Source organism: Rheinheimera faecalis, from assembly GCF_021290965.1.
In the GTDB taxonomy this organism is placed as follows: domain Bacteria; phylum Pseudomonadota; class Gammaproteobacteria; order Enterobacterales; family Alteromonadaceae; genus Pararheinheimera; species Pararheinheimera faecalis.
This window is the reverse complement of sequence record NZ_JAJOYT010000005.1, coordinates 343,614-365,362: the sequence shown is the minus strand read 5'-3', so window position 1 is coordinate 365,362 and position 21,749 is coordinate 343,614. Positions and strand designations below refer to the sequence as shown.

Genomic DNA, 21,749 nt, shown 5'->3' with positions numbered 1-21,749 from the left:
CTATGAGCAGCTTAACGCAGATTTTGCAGCAGAATAAACAAGGATTGGGGAGTGGTATTTATTCGGTCTGTTCTGCTCAGCCTTTGGTATTAACCGCGGCCTTGCGCCGTGCTAAAGCCGATCAGTCGGTGTTACTGATCGAAGCCACGGCCAATCAGGTAAATCAGTTTGGTGGCTACACCGGCATGTCACCCGCCGATTTTATTGGCTATGTCAGGCAACTGGCGGAAGCTGAAGGGGTGCAACAGCATCAGCTGATTTTTGGTGGTGACCATTTAGGCCCTGTGGTCTGGTGTAAAGAACCAGCTGAGCAGGCAATGCAAAAGGCAGAGCAACTGATTGCAGTTTTTGTGCAGGCGGGCTTTAGCAAAATTCATCTGGATACCAGCATGGCCTGTGCTGACGACCCTGCCGCTTTGTCGGATGAAGTGATAGCGACACGGGCTGCGCGTTTATGCAAAGTAGCCGAACAGCATCGTCAGCCTCATCAGCAGTTATGTTATGTGATAGGTACTGAAGTACCGGCACCAGGTGGCGTGACTGAACTGGAACATGAATTAGCTCCAACCCCGGTTCAGGCAGTGCAATATACGCTAGCCACTCATAAAGCTGCTTTTGCAGCGGCAGGACTGGGAGATGAGGTCTGGCAAAAAGTCATAGCTTTAGTGGTACAACCCGGTGTTGAGTTTGATAACAGCAAGGTACATTTATTTGATGCACCTGCCAGTCAGGCCTTAAGTGCTTATATTCAGACCCAACAAGGCTTGGTCTATGAAGCCCATTCCACTGACTATCAGTTGCCGGAACAGCTGGCAGCCTTAGTACAAGGTCACTTTGCGATTTTAAAAGTAGGACCAGGCCTGACCTTTGCTCTGCGGGAAGCTTTATTTGCTTTGAGTTTTATTGAAGATGAACTGGTATCTGCTCAACAAAGTTCACAGCTTCGCGCCCGTTGTAAGGCACAGATGCAGGACAAACCAGGCTACTGGCAAAAGTTCTACACAGACGCTACTGAGCAGTGGCAACTGCTGTACAGCTTTAGCGACCGTGTACGTTATTATTGGCCTGAAACCGAATTGCAGCAGTCGATAGAAACCTTATTCCGTAATTTATCAGCCCCTTTGCCTTTACCGCTGTTGAGTCAGTTTTTACCTGCCTCTTATCAGGCTGTATTGCGTGGCACTGTAGCCAACAAAGCTGAAGATCTTGTGATCCACCATATTGATCAGGTGCTGGCTGCATACGCCAAAGCCTGTGCTTTATCCGCCAAGTAATTGTGGCTGCGACAATCAGGAGTATTTAATGTCAATGCAGGATTTATTTTTACAGTTGTGTACTACTGAACTGGAACAAGCCGGTGGCTACTGGACAGCCCGTGAAATTCAGCAGCAACCTGACTTATGGCGGCAGGTAAAGCAAGAGCACCAGCAAAAACAGAGAGAGTTACAGGATTTTCTGCAGCCTCTGCTGGCCAAAGCTGATTTACGTATTATCTTAACTGGCGCTGGTACTTCGGCTTATATAGGCGCAGCTTTGGCAGCTTTTGTGCAACAACAGCTGCCTTTTGCCACACAAAAAGTGGAAGCCATCAGCACCACAGATTTAGTCAGCCATCCATCTTTGTATTTAGATGCGCGACTGCCCACTTTATTGGTGTCTTATGGCCGTTCCGGCAATAGCCCTGAAAGTGTTGCAGCTGTTGAACTGGCCGATCAGTTGCTGCCACAGGTGCAGCACTTAATGATCACCTGCAATGCAGAAGGCAAACTGGCGTCTTACGCGAAACGCCATTCTGACCGCAGTGCTGTGTATCAGTTACCTGAACAAAGTCATGATCAAAGTTTTGCCATGACCAGCAGCTTCAGCTCTATGTATCTGGCGACTTTATTAACCTTTGCAAAAGAGCACAGTGCTTTTGAACAGGCTTGTTCACTGGCAGAAAAGGTGCTGCAACACAAATTAGCAGAGATCAAAACTCAGGCCGAACAACCCTGCCAGCGTATGGTGTTTTTAGGCAGTGGCCCACTCAAAGCCATAGCGCAGGAAGCAGCACTCAAGTATCTGGAACTCACCGCAGGACAAGTGATCAGTAGCTTTGAGAGCCCATTAGGATTTCGTCATGGCCCTAAGTCGCTGATCAACAGCGAGACACAAATTTTGTTACTGCAAAGCTCAGATCCCTACAGCAGTTTGTACGATCAGGATCTGCTGGCTGAACTGCAACGGGATGATCTGGCGTTGGATTGTGCTGTATTGTCCGAAACTCTGTTGGCTGGAAGCAGTACTTTGCCGGATGTCTGGCTGACCTTGCCTTTTATTATCTGGTGTCAGGCTTTGGCTTTTTACAAAGCACTGCAACTCAAGGTATCACCGGATAACCCTTGCCCTGGCGGTCAGGTCAACCGTGTGGTGCAAGGTGTCACTTTGTATCAGTTCAAAGGCTAAGCCATGTGGTACGGGCTGGATATAGGCGGTACAAAAATAGAACTGGCGGTGCTCACTACAGGCTTTGAGTTAGAGCACAGCTGGCGAGTCCCCACGCCACAACAAAGTTATGACGAGTTTTTGCAGACAGTGCTGGAGCAAATCCAACGAGCCGATGCACTCTGTGAGAATTCTGGCACTCTGGGCATAGCCTTGCCCGGCGTGATCCGGCACGACGGCACAGTATTATCCAGCAATGTGCCTTGCTTAACCAATCAAAGCGTCGCCAAAGATTTAACCACTTTGTTAAAACGCCCTGTGGCTATAGGCAATGACTGCCGCTGCTTTGCTTTATCTGAAGCCGTACTGGGGGCTGGTCAACAGCACAAAAAAGTACTGGGTTTTATTTTGGGCACGGGCGCTGGCGGTGGTTTTTGTCTGAATGGCAAATTGTATCAGGGCGCTTCTGCTCTGGCTGGCGAATATGGCCATCAGGGCCTGGCAGCGGCAGTGGTACAACAGTTTAATTTGCCTTTGTTCAACTGTGGTTGTGGCTTAACAGGTTGCAACGAACCTTATATCTCAGGCACTGGCTTAGCACGTTTGTATCAGCATTTTAGCGGCCGGCAGAGCACCGATACTTACCAATGGCTCGCTGATTACCGCGCCGGAATACCCGCTGCAGTTCGCACTTTTGAAGCTTATATCAGCGCCCTGGGGTCTGTGATGGCCAATCAGATCCTGAGCTTAAATCCGGATCTTATTGTTTTGGGTGGCGGTTTATCCGATATCCCGGAAATTAGTGCTGCTTTGCCAGAGGCGACAACAGCTCATTTGTTTGCAGGCGCTACAGTACCTGAATTTACAAAGGCTCAATGGGGCGCGGCCAGTGGTGTACGAGGAGCTGCTTTATTGGGTAAAGCCTTAACTGAAGGACAAAGCTATGAATTCTGAGGCTTTTTATTTACATGCCAACAAAGCGCTGATTGATGGCCGCTGGCAACAGCAACAGTACCTGCTGATTGCCAACGGAATGATTCAACAGATCAGCAGCAAAGCAGAAGCCGGAATAGCTGTGCTGGAGCTGTCTGACGGTATGTTGTTACCAGGCTTCATTGATACGCAAGTTAATGGTGGCGGAGGTATCTTGTTTAACCAGCAGCCGACAGTGGAAGCCTTACGGCTGATGATGTCGGCCCACCGCGCTTTTGGCACTACAGCCATGTTACCTACAGTGATCACTGACAATATTCATAACATGCAACAAGCTGCTGATGCAGTGGCGGCGGCTTTAGCCCGCAACGAGCCCGGTATTATTGGTATTCACTTTGAAGGCCCTCATTTGTCGCATGCCAAAAGAGGCTGTCACCCGAGCCACTATTTACGCTCTTTATCAACGGCTGAACTGGCGTTGTACCAACGTACAGATTTAGGGGTCCGTATGCTGACAGTAGCGCCAGAAGCCGTTAGCCCACAACAAATCCGCTTGCTGTGTGATGCCGGTGTCATTGTTTGTTTAGGCCATTCCAATGCTGACAGCGATACAGTGCTGGCCGCTTTAGATGCGGGAGCTACAGGTTTTACCCATTTGTATAACGGCATGTCTGCTTTAACCTCCCGTGAACCAGGTATGGTGGGTACTGCGCTTGCCGATCCACGGGCTTATTGCGGCATTATTCTTGATGGCGAACATGTCCACCCATTATCAGCACGGCTGGCTTATCAGGCCAAAGGGGCAGCACGTTTAGTACTGGTCACTGACGCTATGTCACCTGTAGGCACAGATCAAAAAGAGTTTGAGTTTTTTGACGGCAAAGTCACCCGACAAGGTTTAAAACTGACCAATGCTGAAGGTTCTTTAGCAGGTTCAGTATTGGATATGGCCAGTGCTGTGCGTTTTGCTACAGAGCAACTGCAGCTTGAATTGGCTACAGCTATTGAAATGGCGACAGCAACAGCAGCAGATTTTATTGGCCAAAGCCGGATCAGAGGCCGGATCCAGGTCGGCGCTCAGGCCGATTTAATCTGGATGGATAAGAACTATAAAATTCAACAAAGCTGGATAGCGGGCAAAACTGCCTGAGCGGCGAATAACAATAAAACGACAATAAAAACGGGGAACTATATGAGCAACTTTAATGCTGCGTCACAGACGCGGCACAGCAGCCTATTGCCTATGATACTGATAGGTATACTCTTTTTTGTATTTGGTTTTGTGACCTGGCTGAATGGAGCCTTGATCCCTTTTCTAAAAATTGCCTGTCAACTCAATGAGTTTCAGGCCCTGCTTGTCACTTTTGTATTTTATATTGCCTACTTTGTGATGGCCTTACCCACTTCGGCTGTATTAACCCGCTTTGGTTATAAACAGGGCATGATTATAGGTCTGGCCGTAATGGCGGCTGGCGCTTTACTTTTTATTCCGGCAGCTTTCAGCGCTACTTTTGAGCTGTTTTTACTGGCCTTGTTTGTGCTCGGTACAGGCCTGACGCTGCTGCAAACCGCCACCAACCCTTACATTGTGTGTATTGGCCCACGCGAAAGTGCAGCTATGCGTATTAGTCTGATGGGCATAGTGAATAAAGGCGCTGGTTTTGTCGTGCCTTTGTTATTCAGCGCCTGGATTTTAACCGGGATGGATGCCTACAGCGATTCAGCTTTAGCCTTATTAACTCAAGCCGAAAAAACGGCCATGCTCTCTGAATTATCAGCTCGTCTGGTACAGCCATATGTATTGATGGCTTTAGTGCTGATTGGTCTGATGGCTTTTGTGTATTTCTCACCCCTGCCAGAGCTGGAGTTAAATGACCCAACAGATAAAAACACCGACTGGCGAGCCGTGCTGAAATACCCTCAGGTACTGCTGGGCACTCTGACCTTGTTTTGTTATGTGGGTGTAGAAGTGATAGCTGGCGATACTATAGGTTTGTTTGGCCAAGGCTTAGGACTTGCACATTTTGGCAGTTTAACCTCCTACACTATGGCCTTTATGGTACTGGGTTATCTGCTGGGCATTGTACTCATACCCAATTGGCTGAGTCAGCAACAGGCTTTAGTGGCTTCAGCCCTCTCTGGTATGTTATTTACAGCAGGAGTGTTGCTGTCTGATGCCAACTCCTTTGTTGTTGCAGACAGTTTGTTAGGCTGGCTCGGAATTCCGGCAGTGCCTGACCCTGTGTTGTATCTGGCATTATTAGGCTTAGCCAATGCGTTAGTCTGGCCAGCCATCTGGCCTTTGGCGCTGGACGGTTTAGGCAAACTGACAGCTACAGCTTCTGCCTTGCTGATTATGGGCATAGCAGGTGGGGCACTTATTCCGTTGGCTTATGGCTATCTGGCAGAACAACAAGGTAACCAAAACGCTTACTGGCTACTGCTGCCTTGTTACGGCATGATTTTGTTTTATGCCATCAAAGGCCATAAGCTGAAAAAATAGCAGTTCAAACAGAATTTATGCTTGAGGTAAAACAAAGCCCTGCTTTGCAGGGCTTTGAGTAAGGCGTGACAATAGCGTCCTTGCTAATTGCCACTATTACCCAGTTATTTCCTAAGCGCGAAGATCCGGCGTGTATAGACTAAGGGTAATAACAACAACACAAACCAACCCATTGAACCACCGCTTGAAGATGCTGGAGATGGCGGAGTCACAGCAGCCGGAAATTTACAACTGCCATCACTCTTGGTTGCCGCAGGGTTAAAGTTAGTGGCTCCACTGTCTGTACAACCCAACTCGATACCATCAGATACAACGGTTAACACGAAGCTCTGCACAGCAGCATCAGTTGGGTTGATGCTGTCCGCTGCTTTGACCGTCACCATAGTTTCACCGTGCCAGTTTGCATCAGGCGTAATAGTTACTTTTGCCCCCACTTCATGAGCACTGACCACAGCTTTTATGTGATCACCAGTGACACTGACAGTGTTCGGATTGGCGTCAATGTCAGCGTAAACAACCTGGATATCAAAGGAGCCATTTTCATTCACAGTCACATTATTGAAGCCTGGCATTGTGATATTGCCGGCAACCTCGATATTTTTGTCAATAATCTGCTGGCCCATGCCGCTTACATCACTGGTAACTCCTAGCTTAAGCGTCTGTCCTGCTGCTGTTTCAGCAACCCGCACCTGGAAACTCAAGTCAAATTGTGTTGCTTCTGGTCCGGTATAGTCATAACAGATCACCATATTGCGCTTCACCACATCAGTTAAGCCATTAAACGCAGCACTGATACCTGTTTCCTGGCCATAAGGATAACCGAAGATATCCAATGGACCATAGTTGCCATGTAAACCAATGGAACCAAAGTCACCTGTACCGGCAAAGTCCATATCACCGTACGCCATAACGATTTCGAATTCGCCTGAACCGTAACGGTAGGCTTTGTTCAGAATCAGGTCAAAGGTATAGCGATCGTTAGCTTCAGTGCCACTTGGAGTCACTTCGCCGCTCCAACCGGAAAGATCCATACCTTGTGTACGGGCGTTAACCCATTCAATGATAATTTCATCACCGGCATAGGCCAGAGCAATACCTGAACCTTTTGCAGGCTCGAGCACATTTTGCTCTAAAGGCGTACCTAAGGCATCAACAGGGGTAGACCAACCTGCGTTATTATAATCAGGTTGACCACGCCAGAATGGCGCGATGAAAGGTCCGTACGGGCTCATCAAGTACGGAAACTTCTGGTGGATCAAATGTTGTCCCTGATTCCATGCAGGACCAAAGCTGACAAAACCCTGTGGTGATACAACGAAGCGATCATAGGTCATATAATCTTCGTTATGGAACAGATTCATTCTGCCGTCTTCACCCCAATAGTTAGCTAATTGGATTTCAAACGGATTGGAGTAAATCCAGTTCCAATCATCGTCATAATATCCTGAACCAGCCCAGTCACCGGCTGCACCACCAATTTCAGGCACAAAACCGTAGTTTTCAGCTAAACCGACAAAACCAGCACCATTGCTGCCGTAGTTCGGCACACGACACATGGCATCAGTTTCGCTGTTGGTTACAGTGTAGTTACGCATCCAGTTGGTGGAGTCCTGTTGTACACCAGCAACCCGGATAGTATTACCCTCGACCGTCAGATTGGCCTTCTGTTCCGCAGTGCTCACCTTCACAGAATCCGGCAGCAAGGTTAAACCAGCCGGAATGACAGCAGTTAAGTCGAAATCGCGATCTGCACCACTATTGTTTTGCACAATATGCATTTTCACATCAACGACATCACCACCACGAACAGTGTCATTTACCTGAACAGTCACATCATCCATACCACGCTCTAAACGCAGTGGAATGAAGCCCACGTTGCCAGGTGCTGCACTGCTGCCAATATCTACACCAGCATAAGCCACATCGCCTTCAACCAGATCATCCAGCTCCCAGCTTAAGTCGACATCCACCGGGCTACCAGTGGTCACTGCAGGACCGCTAGCCTGTAAACCGTTTTCGCCCGCAGGCACTACAGCAGTCGCCACTTTATAGCTGTCAACCAGATCTTCAACTTTGATACCATAGTAACCAGATGGATCCGGGCCTTCCTCACGTGTCCAGTCAAACATGTTTAAACTGGTATTAGACAATAATACCCAATATGAACCGGCATCCGGATTGGTCAAACTACAATAGTTCAGTTCAATTTGAGTGGTGGATGAACAGAGCCACTCTTCATCAAAATCAGCTTTGCCATTGCCATTAAAATCACGACCTATATGGATAGCGAGTGAACCACTAAGGTCACCGATAATTGGGTTAAAGCCCGGGCCTTTGACATGTTCTAACACTTCTACCACTAAGCGTGCAGACCCTTCGGGTACATTGATCAAGGAAATCTGGTTATTGCCTTGCTCATAATCACCATCTGAATAGATAGGTTGATGGTTATTATCCTGAGGTAAGGTCAGCTCAAAAGTGTCAGCTTTCACCGGGCCATGACCACGGTAAACCACATCTTTGCTGGCTGCTAAAGGCAGGTCAGCAATACGGTAGCCACCATTGTCACGATGTACCGTCAGATTGACTGCTTCTGGCAAACCCAGACGGTCAAAATTGACAGACACAGGCCAGTGTGACGCAGGAATAGCGGCATCTGAAGCAATCAGATTAACGTTAGTCCATAACTCCAGCCCTTCTATGGTATTGCCTGTGCCAGCCAGCAGTGAGTTGTATTGTGCCTGGATGTCAGCAATATCCGCTTTAATGACGATATTCTGACTCTCGCCCGCTTTCAGACTGAAACTTGCAGGGAAAAACTCCATCCTGGCGTTATGCATATTGATTTCACCATCAAAGGTGTTGGTCCAGCGATCATAAACCCAGGTATCAGAACTTAATGTCCAGTTACCATCGCGGGTTGCGGTCACGGTACGCACCCATGAGCAGACTCCGGCACGGCAATTGCTGTTCACCAACTGAGGTAAATTGAGCTGACGTACATCGCCACCTGTAGTTGGGTTAGCCAACTTAAAGTTCGCCACGGTTTCATTCATAATCAAACCAGCATCAATCGCAGCTTTAGCATCTACTCGTCCGGCACCAGCTCTGTGTTGAGATGCTGGGTGGCCTTCAGGTAAATATTCAGGATCAACATCACGACGCACGGTTTGTGATGCAGTCATTTCCATGGCTGATTGCACTTCTGCCGCAGTCCAGTCCGGATGCGCCTGACGTACCAGAGCCATAACACCGGCAATATGCGGCGAAGCCATAGAAGTACCACTTAACATGGCCCAATCCTGCGACAATGCAGCATTTGGATGCAGCGGATGTTCGTCTGCATAGGGTGCGTAGATGTTCACGCCAGGCGCTGCAATATTGGGTGCCAGATGGTGTTTATAGGTAGTAGATGGGCCAAGTGAGGAGAAATCAGCCAAAATATCACCAGCAGCCGGGTCTATAGTGCGGGCGACTAAACCACCTGTGATGCTGATTTTATGGTCTGCGCCACCATCATTGAGCCAGTTAATGATATTCTGACCCGTGTTATAACTGACATGGATGCCGGGTAATGGGAAAGTGTCATCCATAATCTGCATTTCTACATCGGTAATGCCCTGGTACCAATCTTCGTTATACAGAATAAAACCACCAGCGCCGCCGGCCAATACGTTGTGGGCTTTCGCCACTCGTGCATTGGTACCACGCTTACAGATAACAATTTGATCTGGTGTAAAGGTGTCTGGCGCAAAGGCGTTTTCACATTTTTCATCGCCAAAATCAGCAGCTAATACAGCCTTGCCATCAACAATACTACCGGTGGAAAAACCTGCAATATCATCAGGCCACTCTGCATCCGGATCAATACTGACATATGGAGTTGAGCTGCCGCCGCTAAAGCTGATCAGGTTTTTAGTCACATCCAGTACACGGTCATGAGTACTGGCAGCTACGACCATGGCCCAGGGTGAACTGTGACCCAGACTACCAAAAAACGTATTGTCAGCATCACCGCCTGAGTTACCGGCTGCGGTAGCCACCAGAATACCGGCTTCGCGTGCAGCCAACATAGCCAGCTCAGTCGCATCTGACCACGGGAAGCGCTCAGCGCCGCCGATAGAGAAGTTAATAATGTCTACGCCATCTTCAATTGCTTGCTCATAAGCGCTAAGAACGGCTTCAGTAGGACAGCCGTCCAGCAAACACACCTGATACGAAATAATATTGGCATGAGGTGCTACACCCGATGTTGACTCAAAGGTATGGCCCATTGGGTCACCATCACCATTGCCCGAAGAGGGTGACAGTAAAGGCACGTCTTCAACATAGTTACCAGCGGCAGTACCTGCCACATGACTACCATGGCCCTGATAATCTTCACCTGTGGCTGAACCATTGCCGTTGTATGAATCTGTGATCACAGGCCAGGTGTAAACACCAATCAGTTTGTCATTACAGACTAATTTATCTGTCGCACAATCACCAAGGTATACCCCTTCGCCCAGAGGGTTGGTATGGTCATAACCATCGCCACCCACATCGGCAAAAGCGACATGATCAGTATTAATGCCTGTATCAATAATACCTACTACAACACCTTCACCTTTCTGAGGGATAGCGCTGACCGTGTTGCCAGACCAGACCTGATCGGCACCGATAAAGCCCGGACCACGGTCGGTCAGTATTTTTTGCATAGTGGAGCGTTCAACAAACTCAACTGAAGGCAGGCTGGCCAGCTTTTTCGCTTGCTCCTGCGTCATTTTCATTGAGAAGCCGTTCACCGCAGTGGTGAAGCGCGCGCTGGTTTTACCGCTGATCCCCTGGCTTCTTGCCAGTTGTAAAACAGCGTCTTGTTTTTGTGTCAGATAGCTTCTGTAGCTTTGAGCGCGGTCATTCGCCAGAGTTTCCACAGCGGCAGAACTTACCTCTGCCGCTCGGCGGCCTTTAGCTGCATTGGCTTTTAAGGACCCCGACTTTACTTCAAGCTCCTGTTTAATTGCACCTTTTGCTGTTGCTGCGTACCCTTCAACCCGACCGTCGTAAACTGCAACCGGAAGGTCTCTTAGTCGCACAATATAAACATCTTCGCCTGTACGCTGTGGCTCAGCAATAAACTTCGCCTTGCCCGACGCTGGTTGAATTTGCTGGTTTTTTCCACTTGGCATAGACCGGGTGACATTGCCTTGTTGCTGTGGTTGATGACCAACATTTTGTTTTTTTGTTTGTGTTGGTTTGATTTGCTGCAATTTGATGGTATTGGCATTTGCAGGAGCCGCCTGAGCTGACAATGCTACCCCTACGCCATAAAGCGCAGACAGCATAGCCAGACTAACTGATTTTAACTTCACACTTCCTCCAGTGAATGCTTTGGATGATTAAAAGTTGTACTTTTGCATTCGGCCCGAAGTTATAACGTGCAAAAAAACGGCAAACTGTACGAAAGTGTGCAGCTAAGTTTTACCTGAATTTGCCTTAGTGAAACGACTCAGCTTTGTGTGAATTTTGGAGGCAGCAGAGCTTTTTACATTGTGTTTCTGCCGCCTATGTACACTTTTGCACACTTTCACATGCTGTTATCCGCTAGCATCGCCCGTCCGCAATGGCGCCATGGCTTGACCTCTGATGTGATGACTGGAATGAACAAAAGCCGCACCTGGGTTCGTTACGGATAAATAAAACACCAGCTATGATTAACCTGAGACCCGATGTCATTGGAATGTGAAACAAGCTGGGGATCTTTTTAATTTTTGTGAGCCATTTACAGGTTAAATACATGCTTTCAGGCTATCTGCGTCTTTTACTTACTACCTGGCTACTTTTTGCGGCAAGTTTCTTTGCTCTGGCAGAAGAAGAGACTCAAGACCTGCAGCAGATGCAGTGGCAGTTTAGTGTGACAGTGGGGCATGGCCAGTATGGCACTTTGTTGTTCGATGCCAGTCATACCAATCTATATGTCTTGCCGCGCTGGTCGTTGTACTACAAGCGTTTTTATCTGGAAAACCTTGATCTTGGATTCAATCTGGTAGAAACAAAACATTTTTCGCTGGATTTGAGTGGCAAGCAAAGTTTCGACGCATTGTCGGTACGGCATAACAGTGCTGAAGATGGCTTGATTAAATCTTTAGCGATAAATAACGTCAAAATACCTGTTCTTTGGGATGAAACCATTCAGGATGTCATCAATTTTCAACGACGCCATTTAAGTTATTTAGCGGGAATAACGGCATATGCCAGGACAGATAATTTTGAACTGCGCAGTGAATGGCATACCGATATTTCCGGAGTACATAACGGCAACGAGTGGAATACCTTACTAAGATATCAGTATCAGGGGCAGTCTTTTAACTTAGCCCCAAGCTTGGGTATACGTCGGCTTGATCAAGGTTTCGCTAACTATTACTTTGGCCTGGGTTATCACGACACCTCCAATCTGCTCAGAGTTCAGCCAGGGCCCATGTGGCTGCCCTCTGTCAGACTGGATGCCAGCCTGAATCTCAGTTCGAACCTAAGCTTTGCTGCGAGTCTGAGACGGGAGTTTTATCCGGCAGAGGTGATGCAGAGCTTATTTATTGGTTCGCGCCAGCATGACATTTGGTTTATGGGTTTCATGTATCAATGGTAAAAGCAAACTGCTTTACATTGCTTGTTTTACTTACGCTGCCCTTTGCTTCCGAGTCGGCACAGTTTGAGATTTTGCCCAAATTCTGTCTTATTGGTAAAAATGACGTTTGTGTCACCACACTACAGATGCGCTGGAAAACCAATACCGTTGCTTGCCTGGTGAATGAGAACACCAAAACCGTATTGCATTGCGCCAGGCAACAAGACGCCTACACCATGACGTTGCAGAGCAACGAGACAGTGCTTTTTAGTCTGATGGATCAAAGCAGTAAAAAAGTGCTCGCCACGAGAGCCTTTAAAGTTCTGCAACATCAACAACAGGCGTTACAGCAAAGGCGGCTGTCATGGAGCATATTCTGATGACTAAGCACATACTTTTGCTTGAAGATGATCTGGAGCTTACCCGACTGATTGTTGATTGCCTGAACTCCGAAGGTTATACGGTAACCTCCGCTTACAACGCGGCCAGAGCTGCTCAACTCTTCCATCAACAAAGCTTTGATTTGGTTATATGCGATGTGACATTACCAGGTAAAAGTGGTTTTAGTTTTGTCGAAGAAATTAGGCACAGCTTTGCCGGACCTATTCTGTTTATGACAGCTCAGGTCTCAATGAAACAACAATTATATGGTTTTGAGCTTGGTGCTCAGGACTACTTGCTGAAACCCATAGATCCACGCTTGCTGCTGGCCAAGCTAAAAGTATTTCTGGCTCAGGACAAAGCACCCATAGTATTAAACTCTGAGCTGAAACAGCATAACTTAAGGCTGGATACCAAAGCCAAGAACGCCTATCTGGCGGACACCAGGCTTGATCTGACAACAGCTGAATTCCGCTTGCTGGATGCGTTGATGCAACAGTATGGTGAAGTTGTCAGCCGGGACTGGCTGTTTCAACATCATCTGGGCAAAGTGTATGACGGTATAGATCGCACCATGGATGGCAGAGTATCCCGCTTGCGGAAAAAACTGCAGGGCATTGACCCAGCCTGGAACATAGTCATTTCATGGGGTGAGGGCTACTATCTTGCATATACACCGACCTGAATGGCTGTCTTTATCATTGCTACGCTTTTATTTCGTGCTGGCTATGACAGTCCCCATTCTTGCTTACACAGTCAATACCCTGCATCGCTGGCATACAGCAGACAGTGCTCCTGTCATTGCTCTTGATACCTTATTGTCTCAGACTTTTACCACTCATCAGCACTCGTCCGGCAAAGTAGTATGCATAATGTCCGCAGAGGAAGATTGTGCTGATGCTGTATTTGTTCACATTAAGCCTCAGATCTGGCAACACACTGAAACCACTGGACAAGATAAATATCTGGAATTATCTGAAACGGCAGACCGTCGCCTGCTTTGTCAGCACCAGAGTGATAACAGCTTATATTGCCTGCGGCTGGAAGCTGAAAACGCAACACTGGATAAAAAACTACTGTTCAGCCTGTTGTTTTATAGTGTTTTGTTTATTGCGTTTTTTATTTATACAGGCAACTTATTTAAAGATGCCGCTGTATTGCGATCATCCGCCTTAAATGAAATACGCCACGGCCATCTGCCTGCATTTACCCTGAGCAAAAAATCCTATCTGGAACCTCTGGCGCACTCCCTACAAAATATGACTGCCCGTGTTGCAGAACTGACCCATTTCCAAACCGAAATTGCTGAAACCATTTGCCACGATATAAAAACGCCCGTGGCCCGTATGCATTTTATAGCGCACCAGTTGGATAAGAAGGGGGATCCACAGACTGCACAGCAACTAATGCGCAACTTGGGCGAAATTGAGGACAACATCAACGAATATCTGATGCTGGCGCAGAACCACTATACACCTGACGAAATGGCTTACGAAAACTTTAACCTGGCTGATTTTTTACATCAGATGGTGGACCTTTTCACTCAGGATAACCAGTTGACCTTCAACGTTGCAGTTGAATCAGACTTAATCATTACTGCCAATAAAAGACTACTACACAGGGCCATAGCAAACCTGCTGAGCAACGCGATGCGATACGCCGGAACCCGGATTAATGTGACGGCTGATGTTGCTGATGGATATTGCCATATTGTGGTGCATGACGACGGACAAGCGGCTAGTCAAAACGTCGCCTCCAGACGCCCTGCCGAGTCTCTGCATCATTCACTTGGTTTAAGTATAGTGCGGCGAGTCTGTATGCAGCACAATGGACATTTTGGTTTTTCGGCGTCATTACATGGTGGACATGCTGCGACAATCAGCATTCCGATAACACAAGCCAAAGAATAAACGGCTTTGAAGATCAGACATGGGGATACCTCGCTGAAGATGTGACGCTGAAAGCGGGCAGAATCCTTTAGGTTGAGTCTATCCTGTAACCAAATCAGAAGTCAGCCAACACTGCTGTTTTCACGAAACAAATACATAGCCGGCTTTTGAACTCCACTTATCCCGCTAAATCTGCCACTTACTGCAAAACCTGTTATTTGCCTCTCGCTTTTGGCATACTCGACCGGTTAACAGTTGATGACTTTTACTGTAATTTCATAACAAAAAAGCAACCAAGATACCCAGAAGGAAATAGCCATGCGCAAGACCTTAATCGCCAGCGCCATTGGAGCAGCAGTCGCTTTGAGCGCCTGTTCCAAACCAGCCGAAGAAGCTAAAACTACAGCAGCAGTTGAGCAAACTCAAACTGCAGCCCCAGCAGCGGAGCAAGGTGCAGTGAGTAATCCATTGTTAGTAAAAAGTACTCTGCAGTACGAAGCACCAGAATTCGATAAAATTAAAGTTGAGCATTACCAACCAGCGATGGAAGAAGGGATTAAGCAGCATATGGCTGAGATCCTGACTATTGCTGAGAATAAAGAACCTGCCACTTTTGACAACACCATTGTGGCTATGGAGAAAAGTGGTGAGTTGTTAACTCGTGCCTCCACTACATTCTTTAATATGACGGGTACCATCAGCAACGATGAAATCCTGAAAATTCAGTCCGAAATGGCGCCTAAATTTGCCGCGCATTCAGACAACATCAACCTGAATCCACAGCTGTTTGCCCGCGTAAAAGCTGTCTATGACGCCCGTGCTACTTTAGGTTTAGACGGTGAAGCCACCCGTTTAGTGGAAGATTATTATGAGCGTTTTGTTCGTGCCGGTGCCAACTTAACCGAAGAACAAAAAACCAAAATCCGCGCGTTAAACGAAGAACAGTCCACGCTGACGAACAAGTTTCAGCAAAACCTGATGGCGATGAAAGATCAGATCGCAGTTTATGTGGATACCAAAGAAGAATTAGCAGGTTTATCTGAAGCTGAAATTACAGCAGCAGCTGAAGGCGCTAAAGCTAAAGGCAAAGAAGGTAAATTTATTATTGAAATTACCAACACCACCCGTCAGCCAGCTTTAGCTTCACTGGAAAACCGCGAAGTACGTAAAAAAGTATGGGAAGCCTCTGCTTACCGTGGTACTTCAGGTGATACAGACAACCAGCCTATCGTAGCCCGTTTAGCTCAGTTACGTGCAGAACGTGCCAAGCTGTTAGGTTATGACAACTGGGCAACCTACCAGTTAGAACCTACTATGGCTAAAACACCTAAAGCTGTACTGGATATGTTCGCTTCTATGGTTCCTGCCGTAGTGGAAAACACCAAAAAAGAAGCCGAAGCTATTCAGGCGATGATCAAAGAAACCGGCGGTGACTTTGAATTACAACCATGGGACTGGGAGTTCTACGGCGAAAAAGTACGTAAAGCCAAATACGATTTAGACGAAGCAGAAGTTCGTCAGTACTTCGAGTTTGAGCGCGTACTGAATGACGGTATGTTCTACACCATGAACAAGCTGTTTGGTATTACCATGAAAGCCCGTCCGGATTTACCTGTGTATCACCCGGATGTAAAAGCTTATGAAGTCTTTGACGCTGATGGTACCAGCATTGCAATTTTCTATGCTGACTACTTTGCCCGTGACGGCAAACGTGGTGGTGCCTGGATGAGTTCTTTTGTTGAGCAAAGCAAGCTGTTAAACCAGAAGCCTGTTGTTGTGAACGTGATGAACATTCCTAAAGGCCCGGCTGGTGAACCTACGCTGGTGAGCTATGACAATGTGACCACTATGTTCCATGAATTTGGTCATGCGGTGCACGGTTTATTCTCAGATGTAAATTATCCGAGCTTAGCTGGTACTTCAGTATCACGCGATTTCGTTGAATTCCCGTCGACTTTCCAGGAAGACTGGGCAGCTCACCCTGACGTGATTGGCAACTACGCTAAACACTACAAAACAGGCGAAGCCATTCCTGCTGAACTCTTGGCAAAAATCATGAAGTCACGCAGTTTCAACCAGGGTTATGACACACTGGAATATATGTCTTCTGCACTGCTGGACATGGAATGGCACTCTCTGCCAGCCGATGCACCACTGCAGGACGTACAAAAGTTTGAAGCAGCGGCACTGAAGAAACACGGTGTGGATTTGGCTGCTGTACCACCACGTTATAAGTCGACTTTCTTCGCTCACGTCTTCTCTGGTGGTTACTCAGCCAGTTACTACGCTTATATGTGGAGTGAGATTCTGGCTGCTGACGCTTTTGCCTATGTGCAAACTCAGGGCGGTTTGAAGCTGGAAAACGGCATTAACTTCCGTAAAAACATCCTGTCTATTGGTAACAGCAAAGACCCTATGGAAGCCTACAAAGCCTTCCGTGGTCAGGAACCTACCACTGATGCTCTGTTAATCCGTCGTGGTTTAAAGACTGGCATTAACTAAGTTCTGCTGGTTTCAAGACACAAAAGCCGCTCACTGAGCGGCTTTTTTATGGACGGTATGTCGCAACTATCAGGAAGGTTGTTGCGACTATATTCTACAAATTATTTGTCACGCTTCACTATTCTCTGCGGGCTTGGTATGACAAGTACCTAACAGCTGCTGCAAATGTGCTCCTAAGTCCTGTTGGGCAAACTGCTGGCTGGCGATTGCCATCTGCTTTAATGTCTGCAACGCCTGCTCTACACCTTGTTGTTCAATTAAGGTTTTGGCATAGACTGCAGCATCAGCGCCACGTTGTAATAAGCCCGCCATTTGCTCCAGTGATACATCCTGTTCCATCACCTGCTGTAAATCAGCCAGTAACTGTGACACCTTGGCTGACTCAACCAAAGCGCCTTCCACACTGATTAAGCGGCCAACCGGATCGGCCACTAAAGTGGTAGCCACACAAGAGGCGACAGTGCCAGCTTCAGCACCATTGGCAACAGCTTCTAACCCCTGAGTACGGATTTGTTCTACAGCCTGCTGTAATTGCTGATCTTTCGCCAGCCAGGCTTGTTCTAACTGCTGCTTTTCGTCTCCGGCTAAATAACCACAACTGGTCAGCAAAAAAGATAAGGTAGCTGGTACTAAAAAAGACAAAGATTTCATACAAAACTCCGGGAAAAATAATTAATGCTTTAGTGGGTATAGCTGGGGGAAAGTTCAGAAAAATCAAGGAGGAAAACAGATCAGAGTCGTAGACTCCAACCTGCAGATATACCCAAGTTACTTGATGATGCAGCGAGGCGACAAGTCAGTGAGGCCCCAGGAGCATAGTTAACCTATGTGACTGGGGCGAAGTGGCGCAGTCAACAAAGCTGCAGCTTCAAGGACGACGGGTATTAATGACCGGCGATTTGCATTTGGCCTATCAATACAGAACCAGTCAGCACGCCACCACGAGGGTCAACGTCTTTGCCTATGGCCTGAATATCCATAAACATTTGCTGCAAAGTACCGGCTATAGTGATTTCGGATACAGGGAACTGAATTTGGCCGTTTTCAACCCAGAAACCAGCAGCACCACGTGAGTAGTCACCTGTGACTGTATTGACGCCCTGACCCATCAGTTCTGTCACCAGCAAGCCAGTGCCCATATCACGGCACAGCTGAGCTAAGTCGGCATCACCATGTTGCACTAACCAGTTATGGATACCACCGGCATGACCCGTGCTTGGCAAACCTAACTTGCGGCCTGAATAACTGGTGGTCAGGTAAGTATTTAATACACCTTTATCCAGCACTGTTAAATCGCGGGTTTTCACACCTTCGCCATCAAAAGGACTGGAAGCTAAAGCTTGTTTTAAATGCGGACGTTCAATAATAGTGACTTTATCAGACATGACAGGCTGGCCGACTTTATCCAGCAGGAAACTGGATTTACGGTAGATACTGCCACCACTGATCGCAGATACCAGATGACCAAAAATACTGCTGGCGATATCAGCACGGAAAATCACCGGCACTTTTTGCGTGCCCAGCTTGCGGCCATTTAAGCGTTGTACTGTCTCCAGTGCAGCTTCGCGGCCAATTTGGGCCGGGTCCAGTAAAGCACCTAATTCACGGGCCACTGTGTAGCTGTAATCACGCTGCATATCATCGCCGTCTTCACCAATCACGACACAGCTTAGGCTGTGACGGCTGCTTGGGTAACCGACCAGTTGACCATGGCTGTTGCCGTAGACTTTTAAGCCCTGATGTGAGGAAAAGGACGCACCTTCCGAGTTGGTGATACGGGCATCATAAGCAAAAGCTGCTTCTTCAGAGGCTTTACACCATTCAATAGCTTGTTCGGTAGAGACAGAAGCAGGGTGAAATAAATCCAGATCCGGTGGCGATAATTCCAGCCAGGCCGCATCCGCTAAACCTGCATGTGGATCTTCAGAGGTGTAACGGGCTATATCAATAGCAGCTTCGACTGTGCGTTTTAAAGCAGCCGGGCTTAAATCTGCAGTAGAAGCAGAACCTTTACGCTGACCAACATAAATACTGATGCCTAAACCACCGTCCTGATTAAACTCAACGGTTTCCACTTCACCGTGACGGGTTTCGACACTTAAACCACGGGTGCGGTTCATCGAGGCTTCGGCGCTGCTGGCACCTAATTGTTTTGCATGCGCCAGCACCTGGCTGACAGCATCTTTTACTTCGGCGATTTCTTGCCAGATTGTAACTTCGGTTTGACTCATCTGTGTACCTGTCAGAGTGTTCGGTTTTAACTGCCAGAATGTGGACTCAGCTTACCATAGTTCCGTAAGAATTGGATGTAGGGGCGACCTTCACGGTCGCCCGTCCCGCCTCAATCCGATGCACGACAGAGTGCAGGCTATCGGGTATACTATGTGCATTAATTAAGATGGTAAGAGAATCGTATGGCCGATATGACCGACTTTACCCATGGCGACGACTGGGATGTTGAGCATGGTAAAAGTAAAACCCAAGTCAAAAAAGAGATGACTGCGCTGCAGAAACTGGGTGAAGACCTGGTGGCTTTAAGCCCTGCTGCCCGTGCTAAGTTAGATTTAGATGATGAATTAAAAGACGCTTTAGCTTTAGCTGATAAGCTGTCTAAAAAGCACGAAGCGCTGCGCCGTCATATCCAGTTTATTGGTCGTTTAATGCGTACCCGTGATCTGGAACCTATTGAACGTGCTTTGGCTGTGCTGCGTAACACCAATCAGGCGGCGACCCGTAAGTTTCACTTAGTGGAAACCTGGCGCGATAAACTGATTGCCAATCCGGATGCATTAACTGAATTTGTTGCGGCTTTTCCTGATGTAGACGTACAGCAGTTACGGGCACTTATTCGTAATGCAAAAAGAGAACAGGAAAAGGATCTGCCACCTAAGGCGTTCCGTGAATTGTTCCAGCTGATTAAGCCGGCTATTTTAGAAGACTAAAAAATGGGGTCAGATCACATTGTTAATAAAACAATTAACAATGTGATCTGACCCCATTTTTATATCAACCGCTTCACCACCAAATCTGCACCTATACGACGCAACTGGCTTAACAGCTTTTGTACCACTTCCGGATAATCCCGCACAGTTTCAATTTCTGAATAATGCACAACTTCGCTGGCGTGGGCTGTGATCACTTGTTTTTCTTGTTCCAGCAAAGTTTTTAACTGCTGCAGGTCATCTTCCACATAGATACCGTTTTCAAAATCCAGAGCAAAAGCCCGTGGATTCAGGTTGTGACCAGTAAACAGATGCTTCACACCATCCACACTTAAGCCTTTGAGATGATAACTGTTGTCCTGGTGTTTCCACAGTTTGACGTGCAGCAAACCTGAATCGATAAACTTTTGATTAGCCCGGACAAATTTACGCAAAATGGTTTCGTAGAAATAAGGTAAACCGCCAATTTTGCTAAAACGCTGACCTGGTGGAATATAAAAATCGTTGGCTGTTTTATCGCCCACTACTATGGTCACAGTGACACCACGTTTTAAACATTTACGTAGCGCTCTGGCCAAAGCCACAGGCGGGTTAAAATAAGGCGTATAAATTAGTACATCCTGTTGCGCCACCGAAAGCAGCGCAAGCACTGTGCTGTTTAGCTCGTTATTACGACGCCCTAAGCCCATCAACAATGAAGCCCGTAAAGCCGAGTCAGTTTTATCAGAATACTGATAACGGGTGGCTTTGGCATGTTTTAGCCATAAACGTGACTGGCGTTTTACTGCCTGACTGACATAGTCTTCGTCGTCCAGCAGTTCTGGTGTTTGTTCTTCATCGCCAAATAACTGCTGATGCGCCTGCACTATGGCGTCTGTCATTACCTGATTTTGCAGCACTAAATAACGGTCAGCACGGTAACGATTTTCTTCTGCCAGATAGACATTGTTCAGTGAAGCACCGCTGTACAGCAGGGTTTGATCAAACACAAAACCTTTTAAATGCAGCACCCCAAACAACTCACGCTTTTTTACCGGCACACCAATGATCTGAATAGGCAAGTCGTAGTCTTTGGCAATCTCACGGTAAAAATCGTTGTTGGTGCGGGCGCCTTCCTGACCTATCAGGCCACGACGGGCACGGTGATAGTCCACATAAACAGTCACCTGTAAATCTGGCTTTTGTTGTTTGGCGGCAAATAAAGCCCGCAGAATTTGTTCACCAGCTTCATCAGCTTGCAGATACAAAGCTGTGATCACAATGCGATGTTGAGCGCGCTGGATCAGATCCAGCACTGTGCTTTTATAATCAGCAGCTGACCACAACACAGAAACGGTTTCAGCCACCAGATCTGTTTTTGGCAATTTGGCCAGACGACGTCTGTTTAACAAAGTTTGTAACATAGCAGGCGAAATTCTCAGTCAGTAGATTTAATTCGGGTCAGAGTAAAATTAAAGCGGAGGTTTAATTTTACTCTGACCCGAATTATTTAATGGGCTGGATCTTGCCGTAAAACGGCACAAAGTCCTAGTGTTTTTGTCTGAAAGATTAGAGCGTGTTGACGTTTCAGG

The 21,749-nt window shown here is 47.4% G+C and carries 15 protein-coding genes; 11 read left to right on the top strand and 4 right to left on the bottom strand.

The window, feature by feature from the left end:
* The first annotated feature begins 2 nt into the window (after positions 1-2).
* Genes LSG34_RS11785 through LSG34_RS11765 form a run of 5 tightly spaced genes read left to right on the top strand, consistent with a single transcriptional unit; the run spans position 3 to position 5,860 of the window.
* On the top strand, positions 3-1,274 hold the full coding sequence (locus tag LSG34_RS11785; protein ID WP_233009295.1) for a class II D-tagatose-bisphosphate aldolase non-catalytic subunit: 1,272 nt from the start codon (positions 3-5) through the stop codon (positions 1,272-1,274).
* A 28-nt stretch (positions 1,275-1,302) separates the two neighbouring features.
* Complete coding sequence (locus LSG34_RS11780) at positions 1,303-2,445, top strand: SIS domain-containing protein (protein ID WP_233009294.1); 1,143 nt, start codon at positions 1,303-1,305, stop codon at positions 2,443-2,445.
* 3 nt (positions 2,446-2,448) lie between these two features.
* Positions 2,449-3,378: an ROK family protein gene (locus LSG34_RS11775; protein ID WP_233009293.1), complete on the top strand. Its 930-nt coding sequence runs from the start codon at positions 2,449-2,451 to the stop codon at positions 3,376-3,378.
* Positions 3,368-4,507 (top strand): N-acetylglucosamine-6-phosphate deacetylase, encoded by a 1,140-nt coding sequence (nagA, locus tag LSG34_RS11770; protein ID WP_233009292.1) that lies wholly within the window; start codon positions 3,368-3,370, stop codon positions 4,505-4,507. The genes LSG34_RS11775 and nagA overlap by 11 nt, the downstream gene beginning before the upstream one ends.
* A 42-nt stretch (positions 4,508-4,549) precedes the next feature.
* Positions 4,550-5,860: a sugar MFS transporter gene (locus LSG34_RS11765; RefSeq protein ID WP_233009291.1), complete on the top strand. Its 1,311-nt coding sequence runs from the start codon at positions 4,550-4,552 to the stop codon at positions 5,858-5,860.
* Between the two features lie 104 nt (positions 5,861-5,964).
* On the opposite strand, the gene LSG34_RS20760 is transcribed toward LSG34_RS11765, so the two are convergent.
* Positions 5,965-11,211 (bottom strand): S8 family peptidase, encoded by a 5,247-nt coding sequence (locus tag LSG34_RS20760; protein WP_332909088.1) that lies wholly within the window; start codon positions 11,209-11,211, stop codon positions 5,965-5,967.
* Between the two features lie 425 nt (positions 11,212-11,636).
* Here LSG34_RS20760 and LSG34_RS11745 point away from each other — a divergent pair, with 425 nt between their 5' ends.
* The 5 genes from LSG34_RS11745 (at position 11,637) to LSG34_RS11725 (ending at position 17,236) form a co-directional block, all read left to right on the top strand.
* Complete coding sequence (locus LSG34_RS11745; protein ID WP_233009290.1) at positions 11,637-12,485, top strand: MipA/OmpV family protein; 849 nt, start codon at positions 11,637-11,639, stop codon at positions 12,483-12,485.
* 71 nt (positions 12,486-12,556) lie between these two features.
* Positions 12,557-12,844, top strand: a complete 288-nt coding sequence (locus tag LSG34_RS11740) for a DUF3019 domain-containing protein (protein WP_233009289.1) — start codon at positions 12,557-12,559, stop codon at positions 12,842-12,844.
* Entirely contained in the window at positions 12,844-13,530 is a 687-nt protein-coding gene (locus LSG34_RS11735; protein ID WP_233009288.1) for a response regulator transcription factor, read from the top strand. Before LSG34_RS11740 ends, LSG34_RS11735 begins: the two co-directional genes overlap by 1 nt.
* A gap of 43 nt (positions 13,531-13,573) precedes the next feature.
* Positions 13,574-14,755, top strand: coding sequence for a sensor histidine kinase (locus LSG34_RS11730; protein WP_233009287.1), 1,182 nt, complete (start codon positions 13,574-13,576; stop codon positions 14,753-14,755).
* A gap of 297 nt (positions 14,756-15,052) precedes the next feature.
* Positions 15,053-17,236: a M3 family metallopeptidase gene (locus LSG34_RS11725; protein ID WP_233009286.1), complete on the top strand. Its 2,184-nt coding sequence runs from the start codon at positions 15,053-15,055 to the stop codon at positions 17,234-17,236.
* 108 nt (positions 17,237-17,344) lie between these two features.
* Here the strand turns inward: LSG34_RS11725 and LSG34_RS11720 are convergent, their stop codons facing one another.
* Positions 17,345-17,887: a hypothetical protein gene (locus LSG34_RS11720; protein WP_233009285.1), complete on the bottom strand. Its 543-nt coding sequence runs from the start codon at positions 17,885-17,887 to the stop codon at positions 17,345-17,347.
* Between the two features lie 233 nt (positions 17,888-18,120).
* On the bottom strand, positions 18,121-19,467 hold the full coding sequence (gene pmbA, locus LSG34_RS11715; protein ID WP_233009284.1) for a metalloprotease PmbA: 1,347 nt from the start codon (positions 19,465-19,467) through the stop codon (positions 18,121-18,123).
* A 183-nt stretch (positions 19,468-19,650) separates the two neighbouring features.
* On the opposite strand from pmbA, the gene yjgA reads away from it, so the two are divergent.
* Positions 19,651-20,178: a ribosome biogenesis factor YjgA gene (yjgA, locus tag LSG34_RS11710; protein WP_233009283.1), complete on the top strand. Its 528-nt coding sequence runs from the start codon at positions 19,651-19,653 to the stop codon at positions 20,176-20,178.
* A 59-nt stretch (positions 20,179-20,237) separates the two neighbouring features.
* Here the strand turns inward: yjgA and pssA are convergent, their stop codons facing one another.
* The gene (gene pssA / locus LSG34_RS11705; protein WP_233009282.1) at positions 20,238-21,581 is read right to left on the bottom strand and encodes a CDP-diacylglycerol--serine O-phosphatidyltransferase; all 1,344 of its coding nucleotides are present in this window, start codon (positions 21,579-21,581) and stop codon (positions 20,238-20,240) included.
* Between the last annotated feature and the right edge of the window lie 168 nt (positions 21,582-21,749).